General features: G+C 34.2%; 25 protein-coding genes and 1 pseudogene. 7 read left to right on the forward strand and 19 right to left on the reverse strand.

Annotated elements, in window-relative coordinates; all coding sequences use genetic code 11:
• From NSQ14_RS17090 to NSQ14_RS17140, 11 genes are all read right to left on the reverse strand, one after another.
• Complete coding sequence (locus tag NSQ14_RS17090) at window positions 1-786, reverse strand: DUF4311 domain-containing protein (RefSeq protein ID WP_227092051.1); 786 nt, start codon at window positions 784-786, stop codon at window positions 1-3.
• An 11-nt stretch (window positions 787-797) separates the two neighbouring features.
• Entirely contained in the window at window positions 798-1,142 is a 345-nt protein-coding gene (locus NSQ14_RS17095; protein WP_095141607.1) for a DUF4312 family protein, read from the reverse strand.
• A gap of 7 nt (window positions 1,143-1,149) precedes the next feature.
• Complete coding sequence (locus tag NSQ14_RS17100; RefSeq protein ID WP_034773034.1) at window positions 1,150-1,509, reverse strand: glycine-rich SFCGS family protein; 360 nt, start codon at window positions 1,507-1,509, stop codon at window positions 1,150-1,152.
• 17 nt (window positions 1,510-1,526) lie between these two features.
• On the reverse strand, window positions 1,527-1,859 hold the full coding sequence (locus NSQ14_RS17105; RefSeq protein WP_043988699.1) for a PRD domain-containing protein: 333 nt from the start codon (window positions 1,857-1,859) through the stop codon (window positions 1,527-1,529).
• On the reverse strand, window positions 1,856-2,983 hold the full coding sequence (locus NSQ14_RS17110) for an amidohydrolase/deacetylase family metallohydrolase (RefSeq protein ID WP_034773035.1): 1,128 nt from the start codon (window positions 2,981-2,983) through the stop codon (window positions 1,856-1,858). The genes NSQ14_RS17105 and NSQ14_RS17110 overlap by 4 nt, the downstream gene beginning before the upstream one ends.
• A gap of 15 nt (window positions 2,984-2,998) precedes the next feature.
• Window positions 2,999-4,834, reverse strand: coding sequence for a transcription antiterminator (locus NSQ14_RS17115; RefSeq protein WP_346216631.1), 1,836 nt, complete (start codon window positions 4,832-4,834; stop codon window positions 2,999-3,001).
• 551 nt (window positions 4,835-5,385) lie between these two features.
• Window positions 5,386-6,096 carry a transaldolase gene (locus NSQ14_RS17120; RefSeq protein ID WP_034773037.1) on the reverse strand — a complete coding sequence of 237 codons (711 nt, stop codon included), beginning with the start codon at window positions 6,094-6,096 and terminating at the stop codon, window positions 5,386-5,388.
• Window positions 6,097-6,109: 13 nt separating this feature from the next.
• Entirely contained in the window at window positions 6,110-7,498 is a 1,389-nt protein-coding gene (locus NSQ14_RS17125; protein WP_034773038.1) for a PTS ascorbate transporter subunit IIC, read from the reverse strand.
• A gap of 15 nt (window positions 7,499-7,513) precedes the next feature.
• A complete protein-coding gene (locus tag NSQ14_RS17130; RefSeq protein WP_034773042.1) occupies window positions 7,514-7,801 on the reverse strand; it encodes a PTS sugar transporter subunit IIB in 288 nt (95 codons plus the stop codon).
• 3 nt (window positions 7,802-7,804) lie between these two features.
• Window positions 7,805-9,886 carry a BglG family transcription antiterminator gene (locus NSQ14_RS17135; protein ID WP_346217133.1) on the reverse strand — a complete coding sequence of 694 codons (2,082 nt, stop codon included), beginning with the start codon at window positions 9,884-9,886 and terminating at the stop codon, window positions 7,805-7,807.
• A gap of 551 nt (window positions 9,887-10,437) precedes the next feature.
• The gene (locus NSQ14_RS17140) at window positions 10,438-10,623 is read right to left on the reverse strand and encodes a hypothetical protein (RefSeq protein WP_328188533.1); all 186 of its coding nucleotides are present in this window, start codon (window positions 10,621-10,623) and stop codon (window positions 10,438-10,440) included.
• 813 nt (window positions 10,624-11,436) lie between these two features.
• Here NSQ14_RS17140 and NSQ14_RS17145 point away from each other — a divergent pair.
• The 6 genes from NSQ14_RS17145 to NSQ14_RS17170 are packed head-to-tail and all read left to right on the forward strand — an operon-like array spanning window position 11,437 to window position 15,455.
• Window positions 11,437-12,171, forward strand: coding sequence for a GntR family transcriptional regulator (locus NSQ14_RS17145; RefSeq protein WP_328188531.1), 735 nt, complete (start codon window positions 11,437-11,439; stop codon window positions 12,169-12,171).
• A 19-nt stretch (window positions 12,172-12,190) separates the two neighbouring features.
• Window positions 12,191-12,595, forward strand: coding sequence for a PTS fructose transporter subunit IIA (locus tag NSQ14_RS17150; protein ID WP_328188529.1), 405 nt, complete (start codon window positions 12,191-12,193; stop codon window positions 12,593-12,595).
• Window positions 12,595-13,080, forward strand: a complete 486-nt coding sequence (locus tag NSQ14_RS17155; RefSeq protein WP_346216632.1) for a PTS sugar transporter subunit IIB — start codon at window positions 12,595-12,597, stop codon at window positions 13,078-13,080. Before NSQ14_RS17150 ends, NSQ14_RS17155 begins: the two co-directional genes overlap by 1 nt.
• A gap of 21 nt (window positions 13,081-13,101) precedes the next feature.
• Window positions 13,102-13,908, forward strand: coding sequence for a PTS mannose/fructose/sorbose/N-acetylgalactosamine transporter subunit IIC (locus tag NSQ14_RS17160; protein ID WP_041901880.1), 807 nt, complete (start codon window positions 13,102-13,104; stop codon window positions 13,906-13,908).
• The gene (locus NSQ14_RS17165; RefSeq protein WP_152641512.1) at window positions 13,883-14,716 is read left to right on the forward strand and encodes a PTS system mannose/fructose/sorbose family transporter subunit IID; all 834 of its coding nucleotides are present in this window, start codon (window positions 13,883-13,885) and stop codon (window positions 14,714-14,716) included. The genes NSQ14_RS17160 and NSQ14_RS17165 overlap by 26 nt, the downstream gene beginning before the upstream one ends.
• Window positions 14,717-14,750: 34 nt before the next feature.
• Window positions 14,751-15,455, forward strand: a complete 705-nt coding sequence (locus tag NSQ14_RS17170; RefSeq protein ID WP_328188523.1) for a sugar isomerase domain-containing protein — start codon at window positions 14,751-14,753, stop codon at window positions 15,453-15,455.
• A gap of 1,070 nt (window positions 15,456-16,525) precedes the next feature.
• Here the strand turns inward: NSQ14_RS17170 and NSQ14_RS17175 are convergent.
• The 5 genes from NSQ14_RS17175 to pxpB form a co-directional block, all read right to left on the reverse strand.
• On the reverse strand, window positions 16,526-17,323 hold the full coding sequence (locus NSQ14_RS17175; RefSeq protein ID WP_082035264.1) for a putative hydro-lyase: 798 nt from the start codon (window positions 17,321-17,323) through the stop codon (window positions 16,526-16,528).
• Between the two features lie 7 nt (window positions 17,324-17,330).
• The gene (locus NSQ14_RS17180) at window positions 17,331-18,542 is read right to left on the reverse strand and encodes an NRAMP family divalent metal transporter (protein ID WP_346216633.1); all 1,212 of its coding nucleotides are present in this window, start codon (window positions 18,540-18,542) and stop codon (window positions 17,331-17,333) included.
• A 285-nt stretch (window positions 18,543-18,827) separates the two neighbouring features.
• Entirely contained in the window at window positions 18,828-19,598 is a 771-nt protein-coding gene (locus NSQ14_RS17185) for a LamB/YcsF family protein (RefSeq protein WP_034773051.1), read from the reverse strand.
• A gap of 11 nt (window positions 19,599-19,609) precedes the next feature.
• The gene (locus NSQ14_RS17190; protein WP_108898841.1) at window positions 19,610-20,608 is read right to left on the reverse strand and encodes a biotin-dependent carboxyltransferase family protein; all 999 of its coding nucleotides are present in this window, start codon (window positions 20,606-20,608) and stop codon (window positions 19,610-19,612) included.
• Window positions 20,605-21,318 carry a 5-oxoprolinase subunit PxpB gene (gene pxpB / locus NSQ14_RS17195; protein WP_326974108.1) on the reverse strand — a complete coding sequence of 238 codons (714 nt, stop codon included), beginning with the start codon at window positions 21,316-21,318 and terminating at the stop codon, window positions 20,605-20,607. Before pxpB ends, NSQ14_RS17190 begins: the two co-directional genes overlap by 4 nt.
• 603 nt (window positions 21,319-21,921) lie before the next feature.
• On the opposite strand from pxpB, the gene NSQ14_RS17200 reads away from it, so the two are divergent.
• Window positions 21,922-23,142: a dicarboxylate/amino acid:cation symporter gene (locus NSQ14_RS17200; protein WP_034773080.1), complete on the forward strand. Its 1,221-nt coding sequence runs from the start codon at window positions 21,922-21,924 to the stop codon at window positions 23,140-23,142.
• A gap of 459 nt (window positions 23,143-23,601) precedes the next feature.
• Here the strand turns inward: NSQ14_RS17200 and NSQ14_RS17205 are convergent, their stop codons facing one another.
• The 3 genes and pseudogenes from NSQ14_RS17205 to NSQ14_RS17215 form a co-directional block, all read right to left on the reverse strand.
• Complete coding sequence (locus NSQ14_RS17205; protein WP_041901888.1) at window positions 23,602-23,865, reverse strand: DarT ssDNA thymidine ADP-ribosyltransferase family protein; 264 nt, start codon at window positions 23,863-23,865, stop codon at window positions 23,602-23,604.
• Window positions 23,849-24,391, reverse strand: a complete 543-nt coding sequence (locus tag NSQ14_RS17210; protein ID WP_346216634.1) for a hypothetical protein — start codon at window positions 24,389-24,391, stop codon at window positions 23,849-23,851. Before NSQ14_RS17210 ends, NSQ14_RS17205 begins: the two co-directional genes overlap by 17 nt.
• A 75-nt stretch (window positions 24,392-24,466) precedes the next feature.
• Window positions 24,467-24,696, reverse strand: a pseudogene (locus NSQ14_RS17215) (macro domain-containing protein); the annotation flags it as partial.
• Window positions 24,697-25,569 lie beyond the last annotated feature (873 nt).

A 25,569-nucleotide genomic window follows, 5' to 3' on the forward strand; every position in this document is an offset into this window, starting at 1 on the left:
TTATTTCACCTCTTGTCCAAGCATTTCATGAATATTTATCAACCAAGTTGGAACATCTAAATGAAAACTCTTAATTAAATTAATATCAAAGCCACGGAAAAATGCACTCAATGCAAATAATAAAATTACAGCTGTTAATAGGGTTTTGGTAATTTTCGTCCACCCGCCATCATCTACCCCTTTACCAATTAATATACCTAGGACAACGCCGGGGACCGCATTTCCCATAATTATATGAGCTAAACCACCAAAAATTGTTCCCCATATTCCTGAACGTTTACCAGCATCTAGTGCGGCAAGCCAGAATATGACAGGCATAACAGGATTAATTAATAGATTTGCTGCAGGTACTAACACTTTAACTGCAATGGCTTGTAATGATTCTGGAATAGCTGAAGCAGTAGAGTTTAGAAAAACTACAATAATTACACCAATGATTCCACCGGCTATTCCCATTTTCTTTGGATCGTGAAGGGTTTCCTCCGGTTTTTTCCCCTTTCTTAGTAGTACTGCCGCAGCCCAGTTCGGTATAATCCGATGATCGACATCTTGTGTAAATGCACCCGCTCCGACAGATGATGCCCATGCATTAAAGAAGAAACCTAAGCCGAATGAAAAGTGCGATGCAGCATCTCCAGCACATGCGTTTAATTCACCAAGCGTACGGAATGCACCCATACCTTGAACGGTTGGAGCATGAAACATTCTAGCTGCACCCGCTCCTGCTCCAACCCCCACTAGCGCCCCAATAATAGCTGACTTTATAAGAATTATCATAAATTCCATATACACACCACCTATTTAATTTCATTTCCTAGAACTGCATTTCGAATATTATCTGGTAATTCTGCTGACTCAAAAGGTATTTCATCAACATTCAACATAAAAATATTTACATCAATATCTAGTACAACTTTGTACTTTTTTCTTTTTCTAGGGAATAAGAAGAATAGAAATCTCTCAGTATAAATTGTTTCATTTGCACTTATTATTCTAATATCTATAGGCTCTATCCTTAGAATTATACCTTTATACTGTTCCATTACCTTTTTTTGAATTGTCCCTAAAGCAGTATTTATTGCCAGTTCCTTTGAAATTCCAAAACCTTCAATCCTTAAAGTGGATTGGAATGTTTTTTTCATAATTTTATCATCCTTTTATTTTTATATACTCTTCTGTAATTTTTCTTCCTAAATCTTCAATATCCATAAACCCAAAACCCAGTACTCGTTTTCCTTGACGGATTGCGGTAATACCTTCGTCAATAGAACGCATACCGTATTGACATGGATATCCATATTTAGTTTGTGCCATAATTGCCCCGGCACCACCACTTCCACAGAAGGAAATACCAATATCTGCATTTTCTTGTTTCATTACATCTCCTAGTTTCATATCAGCCCCAATACCTGGTATAACAATCGCTTTACCACCAGCGGCTTCTACACCTTTTGCTACATTCTGTCCTTTTCCTAAACGATCTCCAATTACAACAACAATTTTACTCATGATATTGCCTCCTTCTTTTAATTTTTTAATCTTGCTGATTCAAAATGTATCGACAAAAGATATTTTTCATCCTCATGTAGATCATTAAATAAGTTGCAAACCTTTTCTGCTAATTTTATGGAATCAGAAGAAACTTCATTAAATAATTCCTTATCAATTGGATCAATTAATTTTTTATGGGTAGATCGATAAACCATTCCTGATAAATGAGAAACTAAAGATAACCATTGGGCATCTGTCATCTGAATGTTGGCTTGTTTTAATAATTCTTTTACTTCTAAAATTATCTTTTCGCATGTACTGGAATCACTGCTATTCTCTATTACTTTCCTAATTTCTTCCGCAATCATTCTGAATAAACAACCTCTCCATCTTTTACTGTCATTCTAGGTTGAAGAACTCTTCTAACTTTCATTATTTCTCCTTCAGAATCAACTAAATCCTCTTCTCTTTCAGCAATGGTAAAAATAGTTAAATCAGCTCGAGTACCCAGCTTTAATGTACCTTGTTCAGCCAAGCCAATCGCTTTTGCCGCTCTACTTGTTACTGATTTCACAACATCATTTAATGAATAACCGATAGAAAGGAGTTTAGACATAGTTTTCATTAAACTGCCTACGGGTTTAACATAATTATCAATATATATATCGGTACTAATTGTAAAAGGGCACGAATACCTTTCTTTAAACCTTGTAATCGTCCGATAACTGAAACTGGCCGTACCATGACCTACATCAAAAAGTACTCCACGTTCAAGCGCTTCTAAGGCTTCTGGTATCATAGTATTGTCTTCTTTTAAAATCCCATGTTTTTTCCCATGAAATGCATGTGTAACGATGTCACCTTTTTGCAATAAAGGGAATACTTCATTTAAATATGGAGGAGGGTTCCCAATATGTACCATAATCGGTACCTCAAGTTGGTCAGCTAATTTTCGAGCATATTGAAGAGGAGCAATACCTTGTTCCTTAACAACTGAGCTACTCATTCTTGCTTTTAGTCCGACAATATTTTTTTCACTTGTAAATATTTTTTCTGCTTCTTCAAAAGTCATTAAGTTATTTGGATTTTCAAGTTCGGATATGCCCTCACATAATCCTTTCCGAGATATATTTAAAAATGATAAAATTTCCGTTTTACTATTTTTAACAATCAACTCTTTAAACTGCTTATAGTTCTCATAGCCAGAACTACCTGCATCAACAATTGTCGTCACACCTTGTTCAACGCCCACTAAATCAGCCTCTATTCCTAAGCTTGTCCTATCTTTAAAAACGTGAACATGTAAATCGATAAAACCTGGTGCTACATAACAACCTTCTGCATTGATACGTTCATAGTTATCTGCACTTTCTTGAATGATAGTTTGAGGATCAACAAGTTTTCCGTTGATGATCCCTATATTTTTTTTCTCAATCACCTCTCTTTCCGGATCTATAACATAGCCATTTTCAATAATCTTATAATTGTTCATTCCATGCACCTTCCATTAATTTAAATATTGTAATAAGGCAATCAACTCAGAATCATTTACATGTAACTCTTTACTTTCTAGAATATTCTTAAACAGCTGTAAATCCTGTTTATTCTTCTCAGTCACCTGATGTGACGTATATAAGAAATCATCATATTGCTTTTCAAAAAAATAACGATGAACCATTAAAAAAATGTGAAGGTGAAGTGCTTGTAATCTATCATCTTTAATTCGATGTGCAAAATTTGATTGAACTTCTTGTATCACTTCAAAACCTTTGAGAATGATTTCAAGACTTATACTTTCACTATCTTCATCATTTTTTTCTTCTTCTTTCCAGGCTATTCTTTGTATACTTTTTGGTCTGTTTTCCAATATTTCATAAACTTTTTCTTTAATTGTATCTATATCCTTTTTTGTGGGAATGGCCTCCATTACAATAACAGGTATTCTTGACTTAATTGGAAATACACTAATAATCAGATCTACTTCTCTTTTTTTACATATTTCTTCAACTTCCATGATGGAACAATATGCGACAATATCGATATCATGTATTTCCTTTTCAACTCGACTTTTTATAAGTCTCGCAACTCCTTTACCTGTTGCACAAACATAAACAGCTCTTACCTTTTCTTTTTTATTAAAGGTGTTCTCTAAAGAAGTTAGAAAATGTAAAGTAATAAAAGATATAAACTCATTTTTGTTTACAATTTTGTCCATTCCAAGATATTTCTCACATGCTAAGGATACACTTTCAAACAAATCCGCGTAATTTTGTTTTATTTCTTCAGCAAATGGATTCGACTCTGTCATGTTAAATAATCCTCTTTGAAACCGCAAAGATAAATGGGCAAATAAATTACTAAAAAGCTTTGTATCTCTTTTAAAGTCAATCCCTGTTTTATAACTTACTTCTTCAATAATTTTTTGAGTAGCATTCAAAAGATCAACTCTTCTTCCATTGGCAAATTCGCCTGAAAGATATAAAAACTCATCTTCCAATAATGGAAGGTCAACAGTTTTGAAAACACTTTTCATAAAATTAAAAATAAATATAGATACATCATCTGTATATTGATTATCTTTTAAAACACGGTAACTTTTAATCGTTTTTCCTTGGTTTAAACGAGTAACAGAAATAGTGATTCTAATTAATAGAGTTAATATGTCTGACTGATGGAGAATTTTTATTACACTGGGATGGTATAACTCACTAAGTTTCTCCTCGGCTATTCTGAAAACTGAAAGCAAAGTCCCATCCATAGAATAAATCGTATAATTCCTTTCCTCATTATTGGAAATACTACTCATGATTTGATAAATTTCGTAGTTTGACATATTTGATAAAATTAGATTTTCTATCAATAAACGTAAATGAAGCTCTTCTCCAAATAGTCTATATCCAATCCGTTTCTTTCTCTCTAACCGAATTTCCCAGGGAGAAACGAACTCTTCTACCAAATTCATATCACTTAAAATAGTATTCCTGCTAACTTCAAGGATTTCAGATAAACTTGCAGCTGTAGTATAATCATCCTTTTGGAGCATCGTCATTACAATTTTCTTTATTCGGAAATTTTGATCTGGAATGCGATTCCAAGATTCATTTCCGATTAATTCTTTAATAACGATCTTTTTCTTGTCCTCATCCGGTTCTATCCATAATCCCTTATTTGTTTGTGATAATATTTGTAGTTCATACTTTGCAAGCCAATCTTTAATATGGTCAAGATCATATTTGATCATTCTAGGACTAACATTAAATTCCTTAGATAAATCTTTTATTCTTATAGGTTGATTAAATTTAAGAAGCTTCATTAAAATTTTATACTCTCTTTCAGTTAACATAAAACTTTCTCCACTCTACATGTAGTTCTCAAAGAAATCGTTTACAACTTTATTATAGAATCCTCATATTCCTTCTTAAAGACCAAAAAATTTCACCAAAATTGGTGAAGTTATTTATTTTAGTTTTTTAGAGTAACCAGTCTTTATCAAACAATGTTAGTATAATTATAAATAAATGACTGAAAATATAAAAAAGTTTTGTGAAAAAATCATTTCTAATTAGTTAAAAATAGGTATTTTGATTCACCACCACTTTTAGTGAATAATGCATAAGTAAGAAAAGCACTCGAGAAATCCTAGCAATAATGTTAGCAACGAAACAAGCATTAAATAGGATTCCCAAGTGCTTTCTATCAGATTTAATAAAATTCAAGGCAATTATTCGAGAAAATTACAAAAATTATTATATTATGATGTCATCCTAATGTTCAAAGTACAATGTAAACTATCACCTACCCGCTAAAATTTTATAAGGGACTGATCTCAACAATTTAAAAGTTTCTTCATTGCAAGGTCAGTCCCATTTTTTACTTCGGTATACTTACATTTTATTATAATATAGAAAATCCGAGATCTTTACTATCTTTACTGAACATCTGGACAGTTTCTAATGAAAGTTGTGTTAAATCTTTTCCAACATTAGATAGTTTCCTTAGTATATCGGGTGTACATGTAATAATATCACAATTACATTCTTCTGCTTGAAAGATGTTCAGTAATTCTCTAGAACTTGCCCAAAGTAATTCTGTGTTTGGTTTTTGATGACAGATTTCTGCTGCCTTTTTCATTGTAGGAATTGGATCTATTCCAGTGTCGGCAATCCTTCCAGCGAAAACTGAGACTATATTATGAGTTCCTGGCGCAAAGGCATCGACTACTTGTTGTACTTGTTCTAACGTTAGTATTGCAGTTACGTTTAATTTTACTGCTTTTTTCGATAGGTCTTTTATTAATGGTATCGACAATTCCCCATATGAGTTCGTAATGGGAATCTTAACATAGACGTTATCTCCCCAGCTGGCTATTTCTTCTGCTTCCCTTATCATTTGGTCAAAATTATCTGTGAACACCTCAAAAGATATCGGTAAATCAGGAATATGAGTAATTACCTCTTTTGCAAAACTAACATAATCGGTTATACCGGCTTTTTTCATCAAACTAGGATTTGTTGTAAATCCCTTAACAACCCCCTCTTTATAAGCAGAAATCATTTCCTCAAGTACTGCGCCGTCTGCAAAAAGTTTTATTTTTAAATCTTTCAACCTTCACACCTCTTTAACTTGAATGATTTTGAGAATCATAATTATTCAATGCAGCAGATTTGGTTTTAAAGAAACTAGGAACAATCAATGCTATTAAAACTGCAATTACAATAGCGATAATACCAGTCATATTCAAAACATTTCCTGTTTGCCCTAAGATAATACCAAGTAAGGCAAAGTCAAAATCTCCAAATGTCGTATTTGCAAAACCTAGCTCTCCTAATACTGGTAGAAGTAATGCAGGTAAGAAGGTAATTGCTAAACCGTTTACAAATGATCCAAATATAGCCCCACGTCTTCCACCAGTTGCATTTCCATAAATTCCAGCTGTTGCCCCACAGAAAAAATGAGGTACCAATCCTGGGATAATAAGTACGCCACCAACTAATCCTAAAATAACCATTCCTATTACTCCACCAATGAAACTAAAGACGAAACCAATAATTACAGCTGTTTGAGCATAAGGAAAAAATACAGCACAATCGACTGCAGGTACAGCATTTGGAATTATTTTTGTTGCGATACCTTGGAAAGCTGGAATAAGATCTGCTAAAATCATACGAACCCCAGCATAAACGACTGCAACACCAACCGCGAACTGTAAACCTGCTAGAATAGCAAACACCCATGGGGACTTTCCACCAGATAGTGTTGATACAAAATCAGGCCCTGCGACGATTGCTGATAATAGATAGAAGAAAATCATAGTAATTGCTGTTGCGATCGTTGTATTTCTTAGAAAACCCCATTTTTCAGCTATTTTGATATTTTCAGTTGAGTCTTTTGGATTGCCAACTTTTGAGCCTACCCAAGCAGACAAGTAATATCCTAAACTACCAAAATGACCCATTGCTATTTCATCGCCATCAGTAACTTTTAGTGTATATTTTTGCCCAATTGCTGGGGAAATTGCACTCCAGGCACCTAACAGAAAGCCACCAATAATAACAAGTAATGTCCCTTTTAAACCGGATGCGCCTAAAACTGCTGATAATAAACATGCCATAAAGAAACTATGATGCCCTGTTAAAAATACATATTTATATTTTGTAAAGCGAGCAATAATAATATTTATTACCAGTCCCAGAACTAAAATAGACATCGTTTCTACACCTAAAATATCCTGAGCAACTGCAACAACCGCTTCGTTATTTGGAATAACACCTTTAATATTGAAGCCATGTTCAATCATTTTCCCTAATGGATCTAGGTTTGTAGTGATAACGTTAGCCCCGGCACTAAGCATTAAATAACCGAGTATTGGGCCAAGAGTTCCAGTTAAAATTTTATGACCGGGACTTTTAAGAGCAATTAAGCCAACGAATGCAACTAAACCCATCAGCAAAGCAGGTTCGGAAAATACATCACGTAAAAATCCCAAAATTGATGTTAAAATTTCCATATCATATGACCTCCTTTATTTTTCTTGATTATTCAATTCTTTTAGTATCTCTAGAATGTCTTCTTGAATTTTTTTCTTATTAATATAGCTACGGATAACTGCAACTTTTCGATCTGCCGGGAATTGATCTGCAAGTTCTTTAACAGTTACAAATAAATCACATTTTTGACTTAATGCTGCATTAAAATCACAGGATTGGACTGTAGCTGGGATTCCATTTTCTTTACAAATTTCTTCAATTTTCATTTTTAGCATAAGGCTGCTTCCAATCCCATTTCCACAAACAGTAATAATGTCTAACATGCGTTATTCACCTCCTTTTTCATTACTATACTTGTAAATGTATTGAAGGATGCCATCCACTGTACTCTCTTGTATTAATTGTTCAACTGTGGATTCATCTTCTAACATTGCAGATAACTGACTAAGTGCTTTCAAATGAAGGTCATTATCGATAGCAGCAATAATAACAATAAGACTGACATCTTTTGTAGGATCTCCATTGGAAAAAGAAACCGGTTTATTTAGTTTAAGTAAGCTCATCCCAATGTCAATAACACCCTCTTCAGGCCTTGCATGAGGAATGGCAACCTTTGGAGTCAAAACAATATAAGGACCGATTTTTTTAATATTATTAATCATGGCATCGATATATCTTTTTTCAATCTTTTTCTGCTTTAGTAATGGAACAGAAGCTATTCGAATTGCTTCTTCCCATGTATCTACATAATTCCGAATCTGTATTGTTTCTTTTGTGATTAGTTGGCTTAACACAGGTTTTACCCTCCCTAATTCTTTAACTGTGCTTACTGTAAGTAAATTGGTTAGTTCAACGAGTAGCTGCTGCTCGTCATTAACAGTTGAATATTTTTTTATTACTTTCAATAAATCCGTTGCTTTCGGTAGGATTGTGCCTTTGTTATAAAGTAGATAATTAACTTCTTTAATGATCCTTGCTTTATCAATAGATGTGAGGATAGGCGATACAATAATATTTGGCTTTCTTGTTTTGATAGGTATTGTAGTAATTACAAGGTCAACATCCATTTCTTCTTTAAATTGTCTTGGCGAAAGTACTTTGACTACCTCAATTTCCGGTATAATTTGGTCAATTTGTTTTTTTAGCATATTTGATGTAGCAACCCCATTCGGGCAAATGATAACGCATCGTTTTCTTCTAAATGTTAGATTTTCTTTTTTTAAATAACCTCCAAAATGTAATGTAATATAACCAATCTCATCTTCAGGCAGTGAGGTTCCTAGATATTTTTCAAGGGGAGATATTGCTTTTTTCACTAGAATATATAATTCATGATATTCCTGCTTAATTTTGTCCAAAAACGGATTTGTGAGATTAATATTAAAAAGGTTTCTATAATAAACCGGTCTGATATGCATGTATAAGGAGTTTACTAAATTATCTCTATCATTAAATGTAATACATGCATATTTTTCAAACTTATCTAAAATCATGTGAATGACAGTTAATAACTCTTTATTTTCCAATGAATTAAATTGATTTGGGTCATAGTAAGTATTAAGACCAAGAAAATGCATTGATATATATACGGATTCATCTTCATAAGCAGGAATTCTCAGTGTATTAATGATTTCCTTAGAATAATCGAAAATATTGCTATCTTTAATAATTGACTTAATTTCATCATCAATACTGCATGTAAATCCTGATTTTACTCGTAATTTTAGGAATAAGAAAAATAAAGCTAACTCCTTTATTTGATCTTCAACAAAAGAAATTTCTAGTTGTTTTTCAATTATATGGATTTTCTTAAAAATAACTTGATAAGAAACTTGAAAGTCATTTTTCTGTCGTTGAACTTTATAAATTTCCTCTAACAATTTCAGACCATTTGGTAGTTTCAACAGATTTGATATATATTTATAAGCCAATGATCTAATTGTTAATTCTTTACCAATTAAGTTATATCCTTGACTTCTGTTATAAGTAAGTTTTACCTGATTGCTTGCCAATACTTCCTTCAACGATTGAATATCAGTTATAACAGTATTTCTACTCACTTTTATTTGGCTTGTTATATGATTTACTGATATAAATTCTTGTTTTATAAATAATTGCAAATATATTAACTTTAGTCTGTCTTCTTGAGATGGAATGAAAGTATTCATATTAATTTCGGGTAATGATTCCAAAATTTGGTTCCGGTAGGTGTCAACCACCTCAAGTCCTAAATTTGTTGATTTTTGTATTGGCGGTAATTGTTGCTCCTTAAGCCATTCATTAATTTTTTGAAGATCGTAGCTTATTTGTCTATTGGTATAACCCAATTTCGCCACTAATTGTTCCAATGTAATTAACCGATTCGACATAATGGTTTGCAAAACAACAGCAGCCCTGTCAGTTAACACCAAATTTCTCAGCCTCCTTATTTGTAGTTTATTATATTTTTACGTAGAAAACGTTTTCATTTAAACCAAAATTTGTTTAGTTATAAAACAAAATTGGGTTGAAAGCAATAATTCATTTGAATTTTAAGTAAGGAATAGACTATCGTCCTCTGCCATCACTTATAGAAAGGGAGGAATAAATTAGTAAAAACATTATGCCAATAGTTGTTTCGTGTCTTAGTTAGGCAATTTGCAACTGAGGTTTCATGTTGTAGCCACTTTTGTTTTCCTTACAATCTAGCTTATGAAAATAATGGCTTATTTTAAACTTATCTGATCTTGACAAACTAAAATTGTAAGAACAATTCAATAGTCAGTTGTTTTTATCTGTTGTAGCAATGGATAAATCAATCGATACTAAAGGAATCATTATATGGCAGATCCATAATAGAACACTCAAATTGATTAGGATAGTAACTTAGAAAAAACGAAAGAGACCTACTCGAGTTAACTCGAGTAGGTCAAGTTTCTTATCTTTCACTTAATAAGAAAAGTCTTAACTTGATTACGTTTTAGGTTAATTTGGAAATTTTGGATAAGCGTACAATCGTATTTGGAACCGTATACAACCTGCTTGCCAATGTTTGAATCGAAATATTTGTAATTTCCTGTTTGTGATTTATTATATATTCAATAATTTGGTCATCTGTATCATTTAACTTATATTCGTATTTCTGGGTCCGTTCCTGAAACTGCATATTTTCCACCTCAAATTAATTATAGCAAAATCGGATAAATTCCATACTATTTTTCCTGGGAAAGTGAGGACTAAGTTCATCGTCCGTTTATATATCAGGACTATCGACCCGTCCATCTAGCTTTAATTACATTTTTCAATCAGTTACTAAACAAGTACTTTTGCCCAAAAAAACTATTTTGGGTTTTTTTATTTTAGTTTCAAGTGGATTCCAATACTCGAGAAGTTATTGCCATCCTTGGCTAGACTAGCATCATGCTATCCATGAAATACACATTCAATAACTAAGTAACTAAATGGGTATTAACCAGATCATAATTAGCCGTATTGAAAGTGAGAATCTTGTTCTGTCCATTATTACTCAATTAAAAGTATTGTCCAATACTTTAAAGTTTAAAATCACTGACATGTTCATAGATAAGATGAAGCAAAGTCATTTATTAATTGAGGAGCCAGGTACTAATTTTATTCATTAATATACAGTTTGTTAAATCCGTAAGTCTATAAGAGAGAAAAATTAAACGAAGGATTTCTTGATAATTACGAAAAAGGAATGGAGCTCTTGTATTTCTAGTCTTCTAGTCCTTTCAAACCTATACTCTACCTGTTTCATCTATATTTTTTCCTTCTTATCCCCTTATCCTTTAAACCCAAGCTATTTTCCATAACTCTTTGATAATAAAATAAATTTTTTAAAAAAATTAAAAAACCTACTTGTAATCGGATTCATTTAGGTGTATTCTAAATATGAACTTAACGTGTTAACCGGTTATAACGTTAAGTTCATGATACTTCGTTACACCTAGGAGGAAATATGAGCGATCCAAAATATTTAACAATAATTCAAGACCTTAAACAAGAAATCATCGGCGGAAAATTCAAACCGGGGGAAAAAATTTATTCTGAGGGGGAGTTAAAGAAAAAATATAACGTTAGCAATACAACAGTAGTTCGAGCACTACAGGAACTGGTACGTGATGGCCTAATTAACAGAATTCAAGGGAAAGGAACCTTCGTAAGTAAATCAATATTAAATAAACAAGTAATTTTTAATGAATATTCACATTTTCCAAACGATAAAAAAATTGGCTTTGATTCTTTTGAAAACTTAGAAAGGACAGAAGTTCACTCTATTAAAGAGATAATAGACGAAGATATTGCTAAAAAACTTAATATATCTAGTAACGAGATAATTGTTCATTTTGAAAGAATTCGTTATGCAGATCAAATTCCTTGGGCTTTACAAAATAATTATATTCCAAAGAGCTATCTAAAAAATGTTGATCTGACTAACTTAGATGAGTTTACATCATTATCTGAAAAGATTTTGGAAATTTGCGGAATCGATATTTTAAACGAAGCCATGAGAGAGACAATTGAAATCGAATTTCCAGTTGAAAATGAGGTAAAAAGTAAATTGCAAATTAATGATAGTCCTGTATACCGTATCGAACGCATAACATATTTATCGCAAAACGAACCATTTGAATTTGTAAAAACTTATGTACGCCATAACTACTATTCAATCGAAATTATAAAAGAAAAATAGTTTGAAAGGAGGTGTTTGAATGCAATATATTTTGGCTTCACATGGGCAGTATGCTATTGAAACTAAAAATAGTTGTCAAATGATTACTGGTAATAATGACCAAATTCATGCAATTGCTTTTACAGAAAATATGAGTATTGATGACGTTATCATGCAATATAAAGAAATTATTAGAAAATCAAATGATGACAAATTTACAATTATTGTCGATATTTTAGGCGGGACACCATGTAATGCAGCAGTCATCACTTCTCAAGAGTACAGTAATATAACCGTTGTTACAGGCCTGTCTTTAGCATTGGTAATTCCACTTAGTTTAGGCGAAAGTGTAAATAGTGTAATTAATGAAGTAAAAGATTCTATTAAGATACTGGTTTCTGAAAATAACAAATTAATTAGTTCCATTGGAGAGGAGGAAGATTAATGGTAAGCGAAAATGGGATTATTCATGTAAGAATTGATGAAAGGCTCATACATGGACAAGTAGCTACTATGTGGACAAATACACTTAAAGCATCTCGAATTATGATTGTTGATGATCAAGTAGTAAAAAATGACATGGAGAAAATGGCATTAAAATTAGCTGTACCTTCTGGGATTAAGCTAAGCATTTTAACTGCAGGCGGAGCAATAAAAAATATATCTGCCAATAAATATGTTGGGCAACGTGTCTTCTTAATTGTAAAATCCCCCTCAGTATTACGAACATTAGTAGAAGGTGGTATTAATCTAACTCAAATTACGGTCGGAAATATGTCGAGTAAAGCTAATTCAAAGCAGGTAAGGAAATCCATTAGTGTAACAGATCAAGATATTAAAGACTTTAAATACTTGAGATCTAAAAATATTAATATAATTGCACAAATGATTCCAACTGATGAACCTACTAATTTTATGGAACTTATATAAACCCTAAGGGAGTGAAATACTATGGACTTAGCAGTCTGGCAAATAATTCTATTGGTCATATTAGCCTTTTGTTCAATCCTTGATTCACTATCTTTAAACATTGGTTGTCAATATCCCGTCATTATCGGCACACTCGCAGGATTAATTATGGGAGATGTTACATTAGGTTTAGCTGTTGGTGCCACTTTACAATTAATGGTTCTTGGTGTTGGAACTTATGGAGGCGCTTCCATACCAGATTTTGTGACAGGTGCAATTGTCGGGACAGCATTTGCTGTTATTTCTAATCAAGATGTTGAATTCGCTATCGGCATTGCAGTTCCTGTTGGGCTATTAATGGTTCAATTAGATGTACTCGCTCGTTTTACAAATACATTCTTTCTCCATCGGATAGATAAAAATATACTCGAAAATAATATACCTGCTATTAAACGTAACGTATTATTAGGAGCGCTTCCTTGGGGGCTCTCACGTGCAATTCCTGTCTTTATCATGCTGGTCTTTGGAGAAAATATTGTTAACTTAATAGTTGATGGAATGCCTGATTGGTTAATGGGTGGATTGAAAGTCGCAGGCGGAATCCTACCTGTGGTTGGTATCGCAATTCTTTTAAGATATTTACCTACAAAAAAGTTTGTTGCCTACCTAATATTAGGTTTTGTAGCCGCTTCATATCTTAAAGTTCCAATGCTAGGTGTTGCTTTAATTGGTTTAGCATTGGCAATTATTTTCTTTCAAAGGAGTTTCACGAAGAAACTTGAATTGGCAGGAAATTCTAACATTACAATGACAGGGGTGGAAAATGAAGATGGAGAATATGAAGATTGAAACCAAAAACATGGATTCAAATAGCATAACAAAAAGGGATTTGTGGGCGGCAAATGTCCGGTGGTTATTATGCAGTCAGATTTGCTGGAATTACGAAAGAATGATGTCTACCGGTTATTTATATAGTATTTTACCTACATTAAGAAAGCTTTATAAAAAAGATGAAGACCTCAAAGAAATGATGACGCTACACAACCAATTTTTTAATACCAATCCAATGGTCGGCGGTTTAATTCTTGGAATGGATATGGCAATAGAAGAAAGGGAAAAGAAAGAATCCAAAGAAGTTGTTACTGGTCTGAAGACAGGTTTAATGGGCCCTTTTGCAGGTGTTGGCGATACCATCTTTGGTGTAATTATTCCAACTATAATGGGGTCCATAGCTTCCTACATGGCTTTAAAGGGAAATGCCACAGGGGTCATTATGTGGATTATTGTAAATTTACTAGTTATCGGTTTTAGATTCACTCTTTTACCATTTGGATACAAACAAGGTGCCAAACTTGTAACAGAATTTGGCGAGCGTTTAAATGCTCTTACAGATGCTGCGATTTTATTAGGGGTAACAGTTGTAGGTGCCTTAATTCCAACTGTAATAAACGCAAAGGTACCGTTTGTATATAAGTCTGGTGATGTAACTCTTAAGATCCAAGATATGCTGGATCAAATTATGCCATCACTTGTTCCTATATTATTGGTAGGAATCGTTTATTCTTTACTGAGTCATAAGAAAATGACTTCAACAAAAGCAATACTATTTGTAATGGTTCTAGCAATTGTGTTATACAATCTAAATGTTTTAGGCTAACTAGAATATAAAAAAAATTTTAGGAGAGATATAAATGGGATTAGAATTCTTTGATAAGGCACGTAAACTAACAGATGAATTAGAAAAAACACAAGCACAAAATATTCATAAAGCAGCTGAAATCGTTGCTGCTGGCATCATGAACGGAGGTATTACACAGGCGTTTGGAAGTGGCCATTCCTATGCAGCAGCAATTGAAATAAGTGGAAGGGCAGGTGGGTTAATTCCATCTAAGGTTATCATGGACCCAGCCGGTGGATTGTATGAATCTATTGAAGGTGTTGGAACAATATTAACTCATAAGATTCAAATTAAACCACACGACGTATTCTTTTTAATTTCTAATTCAGGTCGCAATCCTATGGGAATTGAACTGGCACAATGGATTAAAGAGCATGGAAATAAATTAATTGTCGTTACTGCCCTTGAGGTATCAAAAAAATCAAAGTCACGCCACTCATCTGGAAAATTATTATATGAGTTTGCTGATGTGGTACTTGACAATAAATCCGATTTTGGAGATGCTGCACTAGAAATAGAAGGTTTAGAAACAAAAGTATGTGGTACTTCCTCATTTTCAGCAACTCTGCTTCTACAACAAACAATGTATGAAGCAATAAAGATAATGGTAAAGAAAGGATTTATTCCTCCTGTTTATCGTAGTGCCAATATTGATGGAGGGCCTGAATATAATCAAGAAATTGAAAAGAAATATGCCGATCGGATTTTTCATATATAATTAAAATATATAACGGTAATATTAATGAGATATTACTATAGGAAATTTGTATGTTTATAATAGTTTATAAAACTAAGGGTCAGACTACAACTCACCACTCCAATATTAGCGACTTAATAGTGATGATGTCTGACCTAATTTTTTATTAAAGTAAAACAGACTTTACTGACTTTAAAATATGAATTAATGAATTTACCGAATTTCTCAAAGGCGCTGCTCTTAAAACACTAGAACAGCACCTTCTAAACATGTAAAACAAACAGTAATATTTCTTTCTCTAATAAGAATAGCTAACTTTCCCTACACTATTTTCAATTATTTTCATTTTATCCAACTTTTTTACAAATTGTTTTACCATTTTCTTTAATTGATCGTAATCAATTTCACTCTTTAATAGAATAATAGGTACAACCGTTGATTAACAATTCATTAATATTGTTGGAATACTCAAGAATGTTGCGGATGCCCATAAACTTGAGTTTCATACTTTGAAAAATTTATGCAGGATTAAAATAAAAAATACATTAAAACAAGTATAGACACTTTTCTTTAATTATATTAAGATACCAAATCACATTTAAACAAAGGAATGCGGGAAAAAACCAAAGAAATTGAATTTCTAACTCACGATTTACCACCCAAAAATTATTTTTAAGCACCAATAACTCCACTAATTGGTATTAATAAGTTTCGGTGGTAAAACATGTTTATACCCAGTTAAAAAACAGGTTCAAAAATCTATATTAATATGGATCGGACATTTCTCAAAGTGTTCAAAATGAAAATTGTCCAAGGTATTATATCCTTTATACTGTGCCTATCTAAAGTTGAATTCATCTCAAAAGAATCGATAACAGATATTGAACAAGTATAATACAGCTTACACTTTGACTACTGCAAGAAAAATTTTTCAGCCACCAGCTTACAATGCTGAAATTTCTTCCATTTTTGATTTAATAACCTCTGCTTTATTTTTTCATAACAACAGCAATAATCGGTGGACCAAAATCTCTGATAAAAACATTTTTTATAGAAAAGCAATTTCCTTAGTGAAAAATTTCCTTCCATTCTTATAAAATCGCAAACTGTTCATTTTTCAAGTCTGTGATAAACATATGCCCGGGTGCATGTGTAATCATGATTTCCGGTTTTACATGCATAGCAACTGCTTGAGGGGTAACTCCGCATGCCCAAAACACCGGAACTTCTCTCTCTTTAATTGTGACTGAATCACCGAAATCCGGGTTGTGAATATCTTTAATACCGATTACTTCCGGATTACCAATATGTACAGGTGCACCATGTACAGACGGGAAGCGGCTTGTCACTTGCACTGCACGAATTGCTTGTTTTTCTGTCATCGGCCGCATACTAACAACCATTGGTCCTTCGAAAATTCCTGCCTTAACGCATGGAATATTGGTAATATACATAGGAACATTACAATTTTCTTCAATATGACGAATGGGCACTTCATTTTTCAAAAGCGCTTCTTCAAAAGTGAAACTACAACCAATTAAAAACCCAACCATGTTCTCATCCCAAATTTCTGTTACATCCGTCGTTTCTTCAACAAATTCCCCTTTTTTATAGACTCGATATTTAGGAATATCTGTTTTAACATTGGCCGATGGAGCTGCAACCTGTGGAGCAACATCTCCTGGCTCAATCACATCAATGATAGGACAAGGCTTCGGATTTCTTTGACAAAACAATAAAAAGTCAAATGCTAATTCTTTCGGCAATACGGCCAGATTTGCCTGAATATAGCCATTTGCGACACCTGAAGTCGGTTTTACCCAATTTTTTTCACGTATTAATTTACGAGCCTCAGCCGGACTGAAGTGTGCTGGATTTGACACATTCATCTCTCCTTTATTTAAATAATTGCGGAATTCCATTTAATAATGAATAAATACCCATAGCAGCCATGGTGATAACGATGATAATGCCAAAAATTGTCATCCATAACGGATGTTTATAATCACCAACAATTTTCTTTCTATATGCCGCAATAAGCATAACACCCAATGCGATTGGTAAGATTAATCCATTTAACGAACCAACAAGAACTAAAATTTTGGCCGGTTGACCTATGGAAACAAATACGATTGTGGATATTGCAATAAAACCAACAATAAACCATTGGTAATTTTTATCAATAAAAGGATTAAAAGTTCGAATAAATGAAACAGATGTATAAGCAGCACCGACAACAGATGTAACAGCAGCTGCCCACATAATGATTCCAAATATTTTATATCCAACCGTACCTGCAGCAATTTGGAATACCGAAGCAGCGGGATTACTAGGATCAAGGGCAAAACCTTGTGCAACAACACCAAAGGCAGCCAAGAATAAGAAAATTCTCATAATAGATGCGATTCCAATGGCACTTACTGCACTTTTCGTCACTTGTGGAATCGCCTCTTTCCCTTTAATCCCTGCATCAATTAATCGATGTCCCCCGGCAAAAGTAATATAACCGCCAACAGTACCACCTACTAAAGTAACAATAGCAAGATAACTTATGTCATCCGGAATAAAGGTTTTCATTACCGCTACACCATATGGCGGCTTAGCTGTAAACATGACATAAATCGTGAGTCCAATCATAACGAAACCGGCAATTTGTGCGAAACGATCCATCGCTTTTCCTGCTTCTTTAATTAAAAAAATTCCTATCGCAAAAATTCCGCTTAAAAGTGCACCTAATTCCGGTGAAATGCCAAATAGAACATTTAACCCTAAGCCTGCACCACCAACGTTCCCAATATTAAAGGCTAGACCGCCCATTACAATTAACAGCGCCAGAAAATAACCCACCCCCGGCAAGACATCGTTTGCAATATCTTGTGCGCGTTTTTCGGATACTGCAATAATCCGCCAAATATTCATTTGCGCACCAATATCAATGATAATGGAAACTAAAATAACAAAACCGAAACTTGCTGCGAGTTGTTCTGTAAATGTAGTTGTTTGTGTTAAAAATCCCGGCCCGATTGCAGAAGTAGCCATTAAAAAGGCTGCACCTAAAAGTATTGACCTATTAGACTCTTGTTTTCCCATCTTTATTCCCACCTTCATCTTTTATCCAAATCGAACAGTAAGAACCTCACCTCAAGTTTCTGAGATTACATAGAAGGTAGGTGGGGGTTGGGCTGCCCGCTGCGTCCGATTTGTTCAACTAATCATCAGTGGGAGGATAATTTCCCCACTGATGGAAGTTTCATTTTATCCCGCACAAACGGTCACTAAATCTTCCGTCTGAGTCTTAAGAAAAATCAAAGATGTAAAAAAGGAAGATAAGTGCCCGATTGGTTCAACTAACCATCAATGAAGGATAACTCCTTCACTGATGGAGGTTTCACTTTATCTTAAAAAGTCACCAATTTTGGCAATCGTAATACCAGCTTCACGTAAAGCATTTGAGATATATTGGGCAAATTCAAGGGCATGTAAACCATCACCGTGGATACAGATGGTATCTGCCTGAATGACAACATCTTCGCCTTGCACCGACTTGACTTTTCCCTCTTTTACCATGCGAATTACTTGATTTACGGCAATCTTATGATCCTTGATAAGTGCATTTTCTTCTCGTCTTGATGTTAACGAACCATCTTTTTGATACGTACGATCGGAAAATACTTCACTTGCTGTCCGAAGCCCAATTTTTTTACCGGCTTTTACCAACTCGCTTCCTGCCAACCCGAACAAAATGCATTCAGGATCCACTTTATAAACAGCTTCAGCAATTGCTTCTGATAATGGTGCACTTTTCGCTGCCATATTAAAAAGTGCTCCATGTGGTTTCACATGCTGAATTTTTCCCCCTTCCGATCTCACAAACCCATATAAAGCACCCATTTGATAGATAACCAAATCATAAGCTTCTTGGGGAGATATATTTATTTCTCTTCGCCCGAAACCAACTAAATCCGGCATACCGGGATGGGCCCCAATGCCGACATTTTTTTCAAGTGCCATTTGAACCGTTTTTCTCATCGTCGCCGGATCGCCTGCATGGTAACCACAAGCAATATTTGCGCTTGTCACATAATCAAGAATTTCTTCATCTTTTCCCATTCGATATGCACCGAAACTTTCTCCCATATCGCAATTTAAATCAACCAAATGCATAACGCATCCTCCTAACTGTATTTCAAATAGATTCCTAGTTTTAATTCATGAATTTTCCTTTCCCTTTTTAAGTAAAGAAATTGGGCATTTTCAAAAGAAATTTCAGTGAATCGAATTCGATCGCCCGGTTTTGCTTGTGCTAAAATACTTAAATCCACACTTGCTACTTGCCCGATTTTTGGATAGCCGCCGGTTGTTTGTCGGTCTGCCAAAAGAATAATTGGGTTCCCATCTGCCGGTACTTGAATCGTTCCAAAATTAACCGCTTCTGAAATCATTTCTTCTTTTTCGGATAATATTAATTCTTTACCTTTTAACCGGTATCCCATCCGGTCTGATTGATTGGAAATGGTATAATCATTTTGAAAAAAAGTATCTTGACTTTCTTTTGAAAATAGATGGAAATGACGACCTTTGATGACTCGTATGGCTTGCCCCCTTTTCATTTCAAAGAATCGCATAGGGTTAACCTGCCATTTTTCCTCAACAATATCTTCTGTAAAAAATCGACTTAATTGATTCATTATCCGATTTGATAACTCTCCTGTTTTTCCAACAGACAATTGATCACCCGTTCGTAAAGGCCGACCCTCATAGCCGCCAATTCCCGCACGTAAATAAGTCGATTTACTATTCATAACAGTCGGCACAGTAAAACCACCTGCCACTGCAAGATAGACCCTGCATCCTGTTTTACATGCCCCAAATTTCAATTCACTATTTGCTTTGACTAAAATCGGTCTCCATAACCCGATTGGTTTCCCATTTATTGTTGCGGAAAGATCCCCACCACAAATTGCAATTAGGGAATCTTGTTGAAATTCGATGGTCGGACCAAGTAAGGTGATTTCAATCGTTGGAAGGTCTTCCTCATTACCGACCAGCAAATTTGCTACCCGATGTGCTAATCTGTCCATTGCCCCACTAACTATGACACCGTATTTCTGAAACCCTCGCCTTCCTAAATCTTGAATACTAGTAAGAAGTCCAGCTTTTTTTACAATAATCATCCGATTCTTTTCTCCAATGCTTGATATTCTTCAAAACTAATTGCTGTAAACTTAATTTTGTCACCGGCCCTGAGTAAACTGGGCGGGTTGGCTTCAGGCGTAAATAACCGTATTGGTGTCCGACCAATCAATTGCCATCCGCCAGGGGTTTCAATCGGATAAATACCCGTTTGAATGCCGGCAATTCCAACTGACCGTTCAGGAATCTTTAATCTGGGCGATTCTTTCCTTGGTGCTGCAATTTTCTCAGACATCCCTCCGATATATGGAAAACCCGGAGCAAAGCCGATCATATAAACAATGTAGTCTCCCGATGTATGGATTTGAATCACTTCTTCCGGTGTTAACTGATTTACACTAGCCACTATATCCAAATCCGGTCCCAATTCGCCACCGTAACACACCGGAATCTCAACAAGTCTCTGTTGTGTAGATTTATCAAAATTGAACTGTTCAAAAAGAAAGTTAATCTGCTGGCAAACATATGTATATGGTAGTTGATTGGATTTAAAAGCTTTTATTATTTTAAAAGGATCATAGAAAATAGTGATAGTCGTAAATGCAGGAATATATTCAATCATCCATTCCGGGGGATTATCCTCAAGCAAACCGGTTATCATCTGAACCCAATGATGTGTCTCTAAATTAATTTCCTTTCCCAGTTCAATCAAAACCGCATCTTCCCCAAGTGGATATAATTCATATTCCATTCTTTACCCCCCTTGCAATAATATCTATATAAACGCAATTTTATTTTAAAAATTTATATGATATGAATAAACATTTAATTAATCAAAGCAAATTTATTTTTTTATTTTTGAATACTATTATAATATAAAATCTTATTTATTCAAGGGGGATGTTTTAAAATCTGACAAAAATATGTAATATAATATAACATAAATAGACTTCTTCTCGTTTTAAGTGAGAAAATGTTATCAATACTGAATTCTAAACTACGATCAAGTATAGGATTTATACTCAATGTAAGCATATATTTTTTATATTTATTAAATATTATTTTATACGACAAAATTCCCCTTATTATTTATTTTGAAAATTTGTATTGACTATTTATGTAAGTTCTTATATAAAAGGAGTAAGTAATGTATAAAATTTTATATTTTTTAGAGCAGTGTGAAGGCAGTAACAATTAACAGGGACAGAGGGACAGCTTCATTTTCCCAAATAATAACGAGTGGCAAGGGGCTAGTTTATTGTCCAGAATGAATAAACTGAAGTGGGTCGAGGAACCTGTCCCAGTGGCCTTTATGGCTATGGAACCTGTCCCCATGTCTCAAAAGGAGGTTTTTATGAAGAGAATTGGATTACTTTCGCAAATTTTAATTGCTTTTGTACTTGCTATTATTGTTGGTGCTATCGTCGGGCCAAAGATTGAGGTTGTAAAACCATTTGGCGATTTATTCTTACGTATGATCAAATTTATTATCGTTCCTTTAGTTCTGGCTTCCCTTGTTGTGGGCGTTGCAGGTACTGGGGACATTAAAAAAATTGGACGAATGGGTGGAATCACACTTGTTTATTATTTGTTAACCACGGCCATTGCAGTAACAATCGGATTAATTCTTGCCAATATTTTCTCCCCAGGTAAAGGTGTCAATATTGATGCATCTGTGGAGAAAGTTGAACCAACCGAGGCCCCCAGTATAATCGACACCTTATTAAATATCGTCCCTACGAATCCAATTGCCTCATTAGTAAATGGGGATATGTTGCAAATCATTTTCTTTGCCATTTTTCTCGGTGCAGCCATTACGATATTAGGAGATAAGGCAAAGACGGTTTATAACTTTTTTAATGAATTTGCTGAAATCATGTATAAAATTACAGCCATTGTAATGAAACTGGCTCCAATTGGGGTTTTCGGTTTAATCGCACCAACTGTTGGAGAGTATGGTCTTTCTGTACTTCTTCCACTTATGAAGGTGATATTAGTCGTTTATTTCGGTTGTATCCTTCACGCCGTATTAGTCTATTCAACATCAGTTAAACTATTTGCGAATATGAATCCACTTAAATTTTTTACAGGAATTGCACCTGCTAGCTTAGTCGCATTCAGCACATCAAGCAGCTCGGGAACTTTGCCAATAACAATTAAAAACACAGAAGAGAACCTCGGTGTTTCTAGAAAAGTAAGCAGCTTTGTTCTTCCATTGGGAGCCACCGTCAATATGGACGGAACCGCATTGTATCAGGGTGTATGTGTTTTATTTATTGCACAATTTTTCGGATATGATCTCTCTTTGGTACAACAGTTAACAATTGTATTAACTGCCACTCTTGCTTCAATCGGTACTGCAGGGGTTCCTGGCGCTGGCTTGATTATGCTTACGATGGTCGTTACTTCAGTAGGGCTTCCGGTAGAAGGTATTGCTCTCATTGCTGGAATTGATAGATTATTGGATATGATCCGGACATCTGTAAATATCACGGGTGATGCCTCCGCAGCAGTTGTAGTGAATGCTATAGAGGAAAATCGAGAATTAAAAATATCGAATGACGTTAGTGTATAGGGGGCATGGGACAGGTTCATCGTCCCATCTTTTTGTGTTAGGGTTAGGTACCTAGTCACCAAGCCCCTTCCCGTTATTCCAAATTAAAAGTAAAATTAGGTCAAGGTATCTGTCCTTGTGTCTTTGTTCACTTTTGCACATTAACGTACAGTGACAAACAAAGTCACCCCCCTTAACTGGACCAAGGTACCTGTCTACGTGATCCACTGGAGCATTTCATCCAAAGTATATGCAATTATTCCTGTTCCACCGTCAAATAATATCAGCAGAACATTCTAACCTGTATATTAAAGACAGATTCTCACATTAGGGATGTATTTGTTTTAACTATGACAAAAACAAGAAGATAAAAAAATGAAGGTTTTATCGCCGGACCACGTGCGGTATCCCCAACATATCTACGGAGAACATGGAACAGTTAGAACCTTTTTAAAATTATTTGTATCTATATTGGATAATTTAAACTGTAAACATCCACCAATAACAGGGGCATGTAATTGCATTTGGACTAGCGTTATCAGTAACCATGCCCTGTAACTTGTTTAATTTCCCCCTACTTAGTAACCTTCCGTCTTCTAAAATTTTTACTGCATTATCAATGTTTGTGAAATGGTAAACAAATTTTGGCCACCATCTTCTTGATTGTCCTAACCAAGGTTCTTTTATAAGTTGATCTATATAATTAATAAAAAGATGAGCGTCAGGTTTAATTTGTTGATTCATCAAGATAAACCTCTTCTACATTGAGATTTTTTGTGTGATTAACTGGAATATACTGTAAGCCAATTGATTCTTTGTTCATTTCTTGATATTGAGTTGAAATAATTACCGGTTTTAAATATGGTAAATTATGAAGGATAGCAATAATGAATGGAGTATATTTTTCCATCCCACTAGGCATACTACTAGGAATTACAAAACCAAAGCTGCGGATATGTTGCCAAAGATCCACTAGTTGTGATTTATAGATATGAACTATTCGGCCTTGTGTTTTGATACCTAATCCTTCCTCAGGGTGACTAATTATAGAAACAGTAAAACCAATTTTATTATTCAATGTAAAATAAGAATCGTTTTGTCGGACAAGGTTCTGAATATCCTCCCAAACCTCTACAAATGCCAATGATTCGGGTTCACTTCTTAGCCAATTCTTTATCTTATTAATATTTCTATACTCTGGTTCAAACGGGTCTTTTCTATACAAATGAATATAAATATCGATAGGCAAATTTTTAAGATATTTTTCCATTAAAGGTCTTACCTCATTTTCCCAATCGAGACCTCCATTCCCACAACCCAACATGGGAAACGCAATGGATGTAATACCTTTCTCCATATAAGTATGAACAAATTTTTCTAGCCCCGCTTCAATATATTCAATTTCGATTTAGACCTCCAATGTTTTTTTGTAGGAAAGTTTAGAATCCACTTCTGCGGCGTTTTATATAACCAAAGCTGACCTACATGAAACATTTCTTTTTCACAAAGTTCTTGGTATTGTCTAAACATTTCAGGATAAATAATCTTAAAATCTTTAGCAATCCCTTTTCCCATGACTCCAACAGTATTAACAGTATTAACGAGAACACGTGCTGGGCTTTTCAACAAATCCCCAACAACATAGGTAATCAACTTTTTTCACCCCTTTACCCCAGATAAGATTCATAAGATATTTATAAACATTATATACGAACTTATGTTTCTAATCAAATTTTTGATTTCACCTCAGCCGATTAAAATACCAATATTATATATATTATGCCATAAAAGAATAAATTTTGAAGCTGTTTTAATTGCAAATGTTGAGGCTATGTACTAATCATTCCGCATTATGAACAATTTGGGGATTTATATAACGATATATTAATTAATCATTAAAATTCTTATATATGTTTAAAATAGTATGAGATATCATTAGGACGTCAGACACCGATTTTGCCACTTTAACATTGAGTGTATCTCCTTATAATTTCACTAATTAGTGTCTAAACTGAATTCTAGATTAATAGAATTCAGTTTATATATTGGTTTACACCCAAAAAGCCCTTTTTCTAAAATACTAACGCTCGAAATATGATATATTGTGTTGTGCTAAATACGAATCATAGGATATTTAATGTGGAATTTTCCGTAAAACCTTTATGGGAGTTTATATAAATGTCAATCGAAACTGATATTGATAAGGTCTCCCACATCCCAGCGCCTTGGTTCATAGATTGCTGTATTTTTGATGAAAGACGAGAACAATTGGTTGTTTATGTAACCTTTCATGTAGGTACTACTTAATGATTTTCCTTGTTCAAATTGTGGAGAAGAGTCCTGAATAGCGAGGATCCGGATAAATTGACTATTTAATACGATCAGGTACACTAAATACTACTTTTGGGTTCTTTTGAAAAAAAAAATAGGCCGCGTATTCGGTCTATC

Origin of the sequence: Caldifermentibacillus hisashii (assembly GCF_039654145.1) — a bacterium.
GTDB classification, from domain to species: Bacteria; Bacillota; Bacilli; order Bacillales; family Caldibacillaceae; genus Caldifermentibacillus; species Caldifermentibacillus hisashii.